The sequence below is a fragment of the Amycolatopsis sp. PS_44_ISF1 genome (assembly GCF_032335455.1).
Taxonomy (GTDB): Bacteria; Actinomycetota; Actinomycetes; order Mycobacteriales; family Pseudonocardiaceae; genus Amycolatopsis.
Genome location: NZ_JANUXO010000005.1, coordinates 219205 through 231283 on the forward strand (window position 1 = coordinate 219205; position 12079 = coordinate 231283).

General features: G+C 65.9%; 4 protein-coding genes. All 4 read left to right on the forward strand.

The window, feature by feature from the left end; translation table 11 throughout:
* The first annotated feature begins 33 nt into the window (after positions 1 to 33).
* The 4 genes from NYF13_RS34555 (at position 34) to NYF13_RS34570 (ending at position 12040) form a co-directional block, all read left to right on the forward strand.
* Positions 34 to 5052, forward strand: coding sequence for a non-ribosomal peptide synthetase (locus NYF13_RS34555; protein ID WP_315662247.1), 5019 nt, complete (start codon positions 34 to 36; stop codon positions 5050 to 5052).
* Positions 5049 to 10769 (forward strand): non-ribosomal peptide synthetase, encoded by a 5721-nt coding sequence (locus NYF13_RS34560; RefSeq protein ID WP_315662248.1) that lies wholly within the window; start codon positions 5049 to 5051, stop codon positions 10767 to 10769. Before NYF13_RS34555 ends, NYF13_RS34560 begins: the two co-directional genes overlap by 4 nt.
* Positions 10770 to 10803: 34 nt before the next feature.
* The gene (locus tag NYF13_RS34565; protein ID WP_315662249.1) at positions 10804 to 11019 is read left to right on the forward strand and encodes an MbtH family protein; all 216 of its coding nucleotides are present in this window, start codon (positions 10804 to 10806) and stop codon (positions 11017 to 11019) included.
* Positions 11020 to 11143: 124 nt separating this feature from the next.
* The gene (locus NYF13_RS34570) at positions 11144 to 12040 is read left to right on the forward strand and encodes a TauD/TfdA family dioxygenase (protein WP_315662251.1); all 897 of its coding nucleotides are present in this window, start codon (positions 11144 to 11146) and stop codon (positions 12038 to 12040) included.
* Positions 12041 to 12079: the final 39 nt, after the last annotated feature.

Below are 12079 nucleotides of genomic sequence, written 5' to 3' on the forward strand. Positions count from 1 at the left end.
CCCGATTCCCGTTCCCTTTCGGAGGTCTTGAGCATGGCAGACGCCACCCTGACCCTGTCGGCTATGTTCGAACGGCAGACACGTTCAACGCCGGACGCCACGGCGGTAATCGTTGGCAACGACTCGATCAGCTATCGCGAACTCAATGCCCGAGCGAACCGCCTAGCCCGGGCGCTAATCGGTCGTGGTGCTGGCCCGGAGCAGTACGTCGCACTTCTCGTTCCACACTCGATGGAACAACTGGTTTGTGCACTCGCGGTGCTGAAAACCGGGGCGGCCTACTTACCGGTCGATCTCGACTACCCCGCCGAGCGGGCTTCGTACATGCTTCGCGCGGTTCGCCCGGTCGTCGTGCTGACTGGGGCCGACGGCGTCGGCCAAGTGGACCCGGCGGGGGCACCCGTCATGACAGTCGGCAGCCCGGCCAACTTCGCGGCCCATGATCATGATTCGAACGACGTCACCGACGAAGAACGGCTGACTCCGCTGTCGTCCGCTCATGCGGCCTACGCCATCTTCACCTCCGGGTCCACCGGACAACCCAAGGGCGTGATCGTCGAGCACAGCTCGGTGGCGGTCTATCTCACTTGGTGCCATGAGACCTATGGGAGCGTCACCGGCGAGGCGTTGCTGCATTCCCCGCTGTCGTTCGACCTAACCGTCACCGGGTTCCTCGGGCCGCTGACCTCGGGCGGTGCGGTGCGCGTGCTGGGCCTGGATGAAGAGGACAAGGCGCGAACCGGCCTGGCCAAGCCGACGTTCGTGAAGGCGACGCCGAGTCATCTTTCGCTCCTCCTGGAGCTGCCGCCCGTCTTCTCGCCGTCTTCCCAGCTGGTGCTGGGTGGCGAATCCTTGATCGGTGAGCTGCTCGACGTGTGGCGCGAGCGAAACCCGGCTGTCGCGGTGGTGAACGAGTACGGACCGACCGAGACCACCGTCGGGTGCACGTCCTGGTCTATCGAGCCTGGTGCAGCGATCGCGCCCGGAGTGCTGCCGATCGGGAAGCCGATCACGGGGACGAGGGTGTTCGTGCTGGACGCGGGACTGCGTCTGGTGCCGGAAGGCGTGGTTGGTGAGCTGTACATCGCGGGTGCTCCAGTGGCGCGTGGTTACGCGGCCCGGCCCGATCTGACCGCCGAGCGGTTCGTCGCCTGCCCCTTTGCCCAGCCGGGAGAGCGGATGTACCGCACCGGCGACCTGGTGCGGTGGAATTCGGACGGTGATCTCGAATTCGCCGGCCGGGTGGACGATCAGGTCAAGATCCGCGGCTTCAGGATCGAACCCGGCGACATCGAGCAGACCTTGTCCGCCGTGACCGGTGTCCGGCAAGCGGTGGTCGTCGTGCGGGAAGACCGACCAGGCGACAAGCGCCTGGTGGCGTATTTCGTCCCCGACGGGACCGCGGAGGTCGCCGAGAGCGAACTCGTGGATGTCGCAACAAGCCGGCTCCCCGGCTACATGGTGCCTGCGGCGTTCGTGCGGCTCGACATTCTGCCGCTCACCCGGAACGGCAAGCTGGATCGTGCCGCCCTGCCGGCGCCGGAAAAAGCCGGGAGCCGCGGAAGCGGCCCGCGGTCTCCGCGCGACGAGGTGCTCTGCAGCCTGTTCGCGAACGTCCTCGGGGCCGACCACGTGGGAATCGACGACAACTTCTTCGAGCTCGGCGGTCACTCACTGCTGGTCGCCAAACTCGTCGCGAAGATCCGCACGGAGCTGGCCGTCGAACTGTCGATCCGCGACGTGTTCGACCGCCCGACAGTCCAAGGGCTCGGCGGGCTCTTCGCGGATGGGGACAACAGCTGGCCGCCACTGCGCCCGATGACCCGACCCGATCGGATACCTCTTTCGTTCGCACAGTTCAGGTTGTGGTTTCTCGACCGGTACGGCGATGCGGGCAGCGCCTATCACGTTTCCCTAGTCTGGACCTTGTCTGGACCGGTCGACGAACCCGCATTGAGCGCGGCGCTGCACGATGTCGTCAGCCGTCACGAAACCCTGCGCACCGTGTTCGTCGAGGTCGACGGGGAGCCGGAGCAAAGGGTCCTGGAGCCCGCCGAGATTCTACAGCCGGCCAGGCTGGTCGACGCCGCCGATGTGGAGTCCGCGGTCGAAGCGGTCGTGACACGTCCGTTCAACCTGGCTACCGAGCCACCGGCGCGAGCGGAACTGCTTCTGACCGGCCACGGCGATCGTGTACTCGTCCTGGCGATGCACCACATCGCCAGCGACGGCTGGTCGACGCGGTCCTTGGTGCTCGACCTGGCCGAGGCCTACCGTTCACGGCTCGAAAGGCACCCGCCCGCCTGGACGCCGTTGCCGGTGCAGTACGCCGACTACAGCCTGTGGCAGCGACAGACCATGGGATCCGCCGACGATCCGGCGAGCCTGCTATCGTCCCAGATCGCGTTCTGGCGAAAAGCGCTCGCAGGAATGCCACAGCAGACCGCCCTGCCGCTCGACCGGCCGCGACCGGCCGTCCCCAGCTATCGAGGCGAAACCGTGGACTTCCTGCTGCCGCCGGATCTGCACCGAGCAACCCTCGCACTGGCCAGCAGCACCGGCTGCACCTTGTTCATGGTCCTCCAGGCCGCCGTGGCGGTGACTCTCCAAGCCTGTGGCGCAGGGGACGACATTCCGCTCGGCACGGTCGTGGCTGGCCGCGCCGATGAGAGCCTGGACGAGCTGGTGGGGTTCTTCGTGAACACGCTGATCCTCCGCACCGACCTGTCCGGCGACCCCACCTTCCGGCAGTTGCTGGATCGCGTTCGGAAGATCGCCCTGGAAGCCTATGCCCACCAGGACACACCATTCGAGCGCTTGGTCGAAGTGCTGAATCCCGAACGGTCAGCCGCTTACCACCCCCTGTTCCAGGTGCTGATTGCACTGGACGACGGCTTTGGGCGGCAGCCACTGAGGTTGCCCGGAGTCAAGGTCGAGAAGTGGCCGGAGTCCGTGGACACGGCCAAGTTCGACCTTTCGGTGGACTTCGAGGTCAGCAGAAACAGCTCAGGCGAACCCCAGGAACTGCGCGTAATCCTGGAGTACGCCGAGGATCTCTTCGACCGCGGGACCGTTGTGGCGATGGGAGACCGTCTGCAACGCGTCCTGGGGCAGGCCACCACCGACATCGACCGGCGGCTGTCGGACTTCGACCTGCTAGTCCGGGACGAGCGCCGCCACCTCTTGACGGAGTGGAATGGACCGGACCGTTCTTACGAAGAGCTCGCTCTCTTCGAGATCGTTCGCCGGATCGCGAAGGACCAGCCTGACGCGGTGGCGGTCTCGGACACCCGTGGTGACCTGACCTACCGCGAGCTCGTCGAGTACGCGGGACAGGTCGCCTGTGCTGCCCAGGGCGCCGGCGCGGGTCCGGACGCCGTGATGGGGATTGTATCCGACCGGAGCCCGCTGTTCGTCGCAGCCGCGCTGGGGCTGCTTGCCTCGGGCAGCGCTTATATGCCGATCGATGTCGGCACGCCGGCTGCGCGCGCCGGGCAGATGCTCAGCGACGCTGGTGCGGAATGCCTGTTTTTCGCTCCTGAACTGCGCGCGCACGCTGAGCGCGTTGTCGACGCGACGGACCACAAGGTACAGCTGCTCCAGCTGGACGAAGCCCAGGCGAAGGACACCTGGCAAGTTCCCGACGCACTGCCACACCCGGGTCAGCTCGCCTACGTCGTGTTCACCTCCGGATCCACCGGCAGGCCCAAAGGTGTCCTCGTTCCACACCAAGGATTGGCGAATCACCTCGCAGCGGTTGTTGAGCTGTACAACCTCGATGAGCACGACACGATGGCTTTCAACGCACCCCTGACTTTCGACGTGTCGATCTGGCAGACCCTGACCATGCTCGTCGCCGGCGGGCGCGTGCACGTCGTGGACGAGCCCACCTCCCGCGACCCAGTGGCGATGGTTCATTGCCTGGCCGACCACGGCGTGACCCTGGTGCAGATCGTGCCGACGATGCTCGGGGGAATCCTGGACGCACTCGACGCTGGCGAGATCACCTCCGAGTCCGTGCGCGGGTTGCGGCTGATGCTCGTCCACGGCGAGGAGCTGCCGGCGGACTTGCTCGCTCGTTGGTTCCGGAGCTTCCCCGACATCCCGCTCGTCAACGTATACGGACCGGCTGAATGCTCGGACGACGTGACCATCTCGGTCATGGAAGAAAACCCGCTCGGTCGATCGGTCCGTGCGCCCATCGGATCACCGCTCTCGAACGTCGGGGTGTATGTCCTCGACGGAGGGTTGCGGTTGGTGCCGGTCGGTGTGGTGGGGGAGTTGTACGTGAGTGGTGCGGGTGTGGGGCGAGGTTACATCGGTCGGGCCGCGCTGACCGCCGAGCGGTTTGTGGCTTGCCCGTTTGGTGGGAGCGGTGCTCGGATGTATCGCACCGGCGATCTGGTGCGGTGGACGGCGGACGGTGTGCTGGAGTTCGTCGGCCGGAGTGACGACCAGGTGAAGATCCGCGGCTTCCGCATCGAGCCCGGCGAGATCGAACAGGTGCTAAGAGGCGTACCCGGTGTCCAACAAGCGGTCGTGGTGGTTCGCGAAGACCGTCCGGGGGATCAGCGGCTCGTCGCCTACTATGCCCGCGACGTCGGTTCCGACGTCGACGAAGCGGAGCTGCAGGCTGCGGCCACGTCCGTGCTGCCTGGGCACATGGTGCCGTCCGTCTTCGTGCTGCTCGAGGAGATACCGCTGAACTCCAACGAGAAGGTTGATCGCACAGCTCTGCCGGCACCGGCGGCGACCGGGCGGGAAGGGCGGGCTCCCCGCAGTTCCCGTGAAGAGGTCCTGTGCGAGCTGTTCGCCGACGTCCTCGGGCTCGAGCGCGTCGGGATCGACGACGGCTTTTTCGAACTCGGCGGGCATTCGCTCCTTGCCACCAAGCTGCTGGCGCGCATCCGATCGTCGCTACGGGCCGAGGCGTCGATGCGGGACCTGTTCGACGCTCCCACCGTGGCGCGGTTGTCCGAAGCGCTGGAAGTCTCGCGGAACCCCGCTCGACCCGCATTGCGCCGCCGCACGATCGAGGGAGTGCTGCAGTGATCCCTTTGTCCTACGCACAACGAGGGCTGTGGTTCCTCCACAAGTTCAGCGGTGACGACGGCGCCTACCACGTTCCGTTCGTCCTGCACTTCGGAGGACCGGTCGACCGGACGGCGCTGGGCGCTGCCCTGCGAGACGTGGTCATCCGGCACGAAAGCCTGCGCACCCTCTTCATCGAGGTGAACGGAGAGGTGCGTCAGCACGTCGTCCGCGCACCCCGAGTCGGTCCGGTCATGACCACCTCCGAGGTCGTTTCGGACGACGTGGAAGCTGCGGTCGCCGCAGTGGTCGCGCGGCCGTTCGACCTTCGGCTCGACCTGCCCATGCGAGCGGAGCTCCTGGCGCGAGGAGCGCCCGGGGATGTGCTGGTCGTCGTGACCCACCACATCGCCAACGACGGTTGGTCCGAAGACGTCTTCCGGCGCGACCTCGAAGTCGCCTACGAGGCACGACGGGCGGGATCCGAGCCGGAGTGGCCGGAACTGCCCATCCAGTACGCGGACTACACCCTGTGGCAACACGAGCTGCTGGGTGAGCCGTCCGACCCCGAAAGCCTGATTTCGAAGCAGCTCGCCCACTGGGTTTCCACGCTGGCGGACTTACCGGCCGACCCTGCTTTGCCCGTGCTGTCCCCGGCGGCGGCCACGGAGCCCACGAGCGGGTTCGTCACGTTCGAGCTGGACGCGGGTGTGCACGGCCGCCTAGCCGAGATCGCGCGCCAGGCCGGGGTGACGATGTTCATGCTTGTCCACGCTTCCCTGGCGGCGCTGATCGCGAGGCTGGGCGGTGTCGAGGACCTGCCGCTGGGCACGGTCGTTTCAGGGCGCTCCGATCAGGCGCTCGATGAGCTCATCGGTTACTTCACCAACACACTGGTGCTGCGCACTGACACCTCGGGAAATCCGACGTTTCTCGAGCTGCTGCACCGGGTGCGAGACGTCGACCTGGCCGCTTTCGCGAACCAGGACGCGCCGTTCGAGAAGGTCGTCGAAGCCGTCAACCCGGTCCGGACCCGGGCGGGTTCGCCCCTGTTCCAGATTGTGTTCTCCCTCGGTGACCGGGTGTCCGCGACGTTCAAGCTCGACGGGACCGAAGTGCGGATCGTCCCGTTCCGGACCGGGGTCGCGAAATTCGATCTCGACGTCGGCATGGAGGAGGTCCGGACCTCAGAGGGAGTATGTGGCGGTATCGCCGGGCGGCTCGAGTTCCGGCTGGACCAGCTCGACCTGGAGACGGCCGCCGCCATGGCAGGTGCTCTGTGTCGGTTGATGACCTCCGTGGCGGAGCAGCCAGCCGCCCGTATCGCCGAGCTGAACGTCCTCGACGCGACCGAGCGAGAGCCCCAGCTGACCGGGCGGAATCTGACCCGCACCCGGCATCTCGCTGAAGACGCGACCCTCCAGCGGCATTTCGCCGAGCAGGTGGCACGAACGCCGGAGGCGGTGGCCGTCCGGTCGGCCGGAATCAGCCTCACCTACCAGGATCTAGATGTCCGCTCGAACCGGCTCGCCCGGCGGCTACTGGCGTTGGGACTACGCCCGGAGGAGCCGGTCGCCGTGCTGATGGCCAGGTCTGCGGACCTGATCGTCACTCTGCTGGCGATCATCAAGGCTGGCGGGTGTTACCTGCCGCTGAACAGCGCGGATCCCTTCGCCCGGCAGCAGTACGCGATCGACACGGCAGGCGCGGCGACTGTGCTGACGGACGCCGTGACGAACACTGGCAAACTCCCGGTGTGCGCACGTGTCGTGACCGTCGACGATGCGGCGCTCGGCGAGGGAATCGCCGACGACCCGACGACCGGCGGCCATCCCGACCGCCTCGCATACGTGATGTTCACCTCCGGATCAACTGGGCACCCTAAGGGTGTTTGTGTCACTCATCGCGGAGTTCTGAACCTGGCAGGGGATCGATGCTGGGACGAGACGGGCCACGAACGCGTGCTGATGGCAGCGTCGTACGCGTTCGACGTGAGCACCTACGAGATCTGGGTGCCGCTGCTCCGCGGTGGCTGCGTGGTGGTAGCCCCGACGCCGAACCTGGAGATCGAGACTCTCGAACGGCTGCTGGTCGAGGAAGAGGTCACTGCCGTTTCCCTGTCCGCCGGCCTCTTCCAGGTGGTCGCGGAGGAGTCTCCGCAGTCGCTCGCCGTCCTTCGTGAGGTGATGACCGGGGGGGACGTCGTCACGCCGCACGCGGTGAACCAGGTACTGGCCACCAACCCAGACATCACGGTGCGTTATGCCTATGGACCCACCGAGGCGACGGTCCAGGTGACCCAGACCGTCCTCGCGGCGCCTCTCGAGGGAGCCCGGGTGTCCATCGGACGCCCGATGGACAACTGCGGGATCTTCGTGCTCGACCGCCGCCTGAACCCGCTCCCGGCAGGAATGGTCGGCGAGCTCTACTTAGCCGGGCCCGGACTGGCCCGAGGGTACGCCGGAAGCACCGCCTCGACGGCGGAGCGCTTCGTGGCCAATCCCTTCGGAACACCGAGTGAGCGGATGTACCGGACCGGTGACCTGGCCCGGCGCAGGCCGGCGACAGGCGAGCTTGAGTTCATGGGGAGGACTGACGGCCAACTCAAGGTGCGTGGCTTTCGGATCGAACCGGGAGAGGTCGAGCACGTCCTGTGCCGACATCCTGGGGTACTCCGAGCCGCCGTACTCCTGATCGAGGGGGATGCGACTGGAAATCGGCTGGTGGCGTACGTGCTCGCGGACGCTGATAAGGCGCCGACGACTGAGGAGCTCCGTGCCTTCGTCGGTGCGGCCGTTCCACGGTACATGGTGCCTGCCGAATTCGTCGTCCTTGATCGCTTTCCGCTAACGTCGAACGGAAAGCTGGACCGGAACGCGCTGCCACGCCCGAGCGCAGCCGAGGGTATCCGGCGGGTGCCAGACACTCCACGGGAGAAGATCCTCTGCGACTTGTTCGCTGAGCTGCTCGGCACGGATGTGGTCGGAGTCGACGACGATTTCTTCGCACTGGGCGGGCACTCGCTCCTGGCGACGCGCTTGGTGAGTCGGATCCGGTCCGTGCTCGACGTCGAGATCAGTATCCAGAGCCTCTTCGAGACGCCTACAGTCGCCGGGCTCGCCGCTCGGCTGCCCGAAGTCGCGGCGTCCGGCGTCGGCCGTCCCCCGTTGACGAGGTTGAACGATTGCTCTCGCCGACTGCCGTTGTCCTTCGGACAACAGCGGCAATGGTTCGGACGTGAACTGTTCGGCTCCAACGCGATCTTCAACATCCCAATGGAACTGCGGATCTCCGGGGACCTCGACCGGCAGGCTCTGCGTGCCGCGCTAGCAGATGTGGTCCAGCGGCACGAACCGCTCCGGACGCGGTTTCCCGCGGAGAACGGCGTCCCGTACCAGGACGTCATGAGCGCAGACGAGGTCATGACGGGCTGGACCGAGGTCGGCTGCGCGCCCGAGGACGTGCAGGACGAGGTGATGAGGGCTGCTTCGTATGAGTTCGATCTGCGAGTGGAGCCGCCGCTCAGATTCTGGCTGTTCGTCGAAGCCCCGGACGAATACGTTCTCCTGTTCCTCGTGCACCACATCGCCGCCGACGGCTGGTCGTTCAAGGTGTTCTGGAAGGAACTGGAAACCGCCTACACCGCCCGCTTAGCTGGTGAGGAACCCAGCTGGGTGCCGCTGCCGGTCCGGTACGCCGACTACGCGCTCTGGCAGCACGCGATGGTAGGACAGCGGCCGGACGGCTCGGACGGCTTCCTCGCCCGTCAGGTCGATTTCTGGCGGACCGCGCTGCACGGGGTGCCCGAGTTCTTGAAGCTGCCCTTCGACTGGCCGTACCCGGCGACTCGTGATCATCGCGGTGGCGACGTTATCTTCACGGTGCCTGCCGACGTCCATCGGAAGCTCTCGGCGCTGGCCCAGGAGCTCGGTGCCACGCTCATGATGGTGGTGCAGGCCGCGTGGGCCGCGTTGCTGACGCGAATGGGCGCCGGCACGGACATCCCCGTCGCCATGTCGGCGTCAGGACGCACCGAGGACGAGCTCGCCTCCTTGATCGGGTTCTTCACTAACACCCTGCTGGTGCGCACGGACACCTCGGGTGACCCCGGGTTCCGGGAGCTCGTCCGACGCGTAAGGCAGACGAATCTTGCCGCCTACAGCAACCAGTTGCTGCCCTTCCAACGCGTGGTCGAGCTGGTCAACCCGACGAGGTCAGGGGCCCGATATCCCCTGTTCCAGATCCTCCTAACTGTGCGCAACCACGACGGCAGCGGGCCGACGCTGCCGGGATTGCGGACCGCTGAGAAGGATCTGACGAACGACACCGCCAAGTACGACCTGACGGTCGGCGTGGCGGAGCAGGTCACCTCGATGGGAGAACCGGCAGGACTCAACGGGGACATCGAATTCGCGACGGACGTCTTCAGCCGGATCACAGTCGAGCGGATCGCCGATCGGTTGACCGGCCTGCTGCGGCAGGTGGCGGACGACCCGGACCTCGCCGTCGGCCGGCTGGACATCCTGCTGGAAAACGAACGAAAGCAACTCGTGCCCCAGGCGGCTCGGCCAGAGCGGTCGCTCGCGGATCGTATTTCGCGGCAGGCGCGGCTGACCCCGCACCGCAACGCGGTCGTGACCGGCAGTAGTCGGCTCAGCTACGCCGAACTCGATGCCAGGTCTGGCCGGCTCGCCCGCCTGTTGGTCGCGGCGGGGGCGGGACCGGAAACTGCGGTCGCCGTGGCGGCGGCTGGCCCGGTCGAACTCCTGGTAGGCATGGTGAGCGTCGTGAAAGCCGGAGCGATGTACGTCCAGGCTGATACCTCTGTCGGAACCGGTCCACTTCAGGTCGTCGCCGTTCTCGGCGATGGAACACACGCGGGCGAGTCGCAGGGTGGCGAAGTCCCTGTGATTTCCCTGATCGCCTCCTCACCGATCGGCTGCGCCGGAGCCGAGGAAAGTTCGCTCCCTGTCGTCGTCTCGAGCGCCGCAGCATACGTCGGGTGCCGGGGCATCGCGAACGGGGTCCTGGTCACCTATGAGGCTCTAGAAGGCTTCGCCGACGGATACGGCGCACGCGCAGAACGGGGAGAAAAGGATCGCGTCCTCATGCAGTCGGCGGACGCAGACCGGGGGGACCTCGCGGAACTGCTGGGGCCGCTGGCCTGGGGTGCGACCGTCGAGGTCGGGCCTGTGCTGAGGTCATCTCCTTGCGGTGACCGGCCCAGTTCGCTCGTGACACCTGCTCCAGGGCGCACCGCGTATGTCCTGGACGGTGGGTTGCGGTTGGTGCCGATTGGTGTGGTGGGGGAGTTGTACGTGGGTGACGTGGGGCGGGGATACGTGGGTCGTGCGGGCCTGACCGCCGAGCGGTTCGTGGCCTGTCCGTTCGGCGAGGTCGGTGCTCGGATGTATCGCACAGGTGTACTGGCGCGGTGGGCGGCAAGCGGTTCGCTCGAGTTCATCGATGAAGCCGGAACCGAGCTTGCCGCGGTTCACGACCGGAAAGGGCTGGCGCCCGCCCCAGGGCTCGAGAAACGGCTGAGGAAGACGTTCGCCGAGATTCTCGGAGTCGAGCGGATCGGTTCGCACGACGTCTTCTTCGACGCAGGCGGCAGTTCGCTGCTGGTCTGCCGGTTGCTTGACCGGGTCCGGAGCGAATTCGGGATCAAAGTTCCGATGGAAAGGTTTTTCGACGCCCCAACGGTCGCCGGCCTGCTTGCTGTGGCGAGCCGGTGAGACTTCGAAAGGCCGACCAGGAAGGAAAATAGCCATGACCAACCCGTTCGAAGACGAGAACGGCCAATATCTGGTGCTAGTCAACGACGAAGGGCAGCATTCGCTCTGGCCGGAGTTCGTCGAGGTCCCGGCCGGGTGGAAAACCGTGTTCGGACCGGATAGCCGGGCAACTTGCATGACCTATGTCGAAGAGAACTGGACGGACATGCGACCGACGAGCCTGGTGCAGATGATGGACGAATCGGCTTGACGGTGTGAAGTCATCACGAATGGGTATCCGAATGTTGCGTTTGCACTGTGAAGATGACGCACCTGTGCCTACTTGGCATCTCGGGCACGACGAGACCGCCCGGATCATGGAGTCGGTACGGTGCTTGAGCCGGGCCGAGCAAGGACTGGTCGATGAAGTCGACTGGGTGGACGCGGCTCGCGCCGAGTGGGAGGAGTCGACGTCTGCGTTGCGGAAGGTAGTTTCCGCCTTTCGGCGCCGGTCGTCGGAGGACGGCGTCCTCGTTCTGCGGGGGTTCCCGATCGGCGTTGCGGGCCTGCCGGAGACGCCAGGGGCTGAGGGCTCCGTCCAGCGGTACGCGACGCCTGCGGCGGTGAGTCTCGTCTTGGTCGCGTGCGGTTTGGGAGATCCGGGATCGTTCCAAGCGGAGAAGTCCGGGTCACTGGTGCAGGACGTGGTTCCGGTCCGGGGGCGGGAAAAATTCCAGGGAAACCTCGGTTCGGTAAAGCTGACGTTCCATAACGAAAACGCTTTTCATGCCTGTCGTCCCGACTATATTGAACTCTTGTGCTTGCGCGCCGACCATGATCGGGTCGCCGGCCTGAGGACTGCGTGCATCAGGGCCGCCTTACCTCTGCTGCCGTCGGACATCCGGGAAGTTCTGTTCGAGGCCGAGTTCTCGACCGAAGCGCCGCCGTCCTTCGCCGTGGATATGGAAAAACCGGTTGTGCACGCTATTCTTTCCGGTGACCGTAGCGATCCCGACGTCCAGGTCGATTTCGCGGCGACGAGCGCGATGACGGCTAGGGCCGAAGATGCACTTCATGTGCTTGACGAGACTCTGGAAGAGGTTTCCCGGACAACGATGCTGCTTCCGGGCGATATGGCTATAGTGGACAACCGGGTCGCGGTGCATGGCAGGACCGCGTTTCGTCCTCGGTATGACGGCATGGATCGCTGGTTGCAGCGCTGCTATTCTTTTTCTGATATACGTCGCTCGCGTGACTGGAGGCCTGGTGACGGCTATGTCCTCGCCCGGTAGTCGCACGCGATCGCATCCGCGATCAATTTCTGGAGTTTG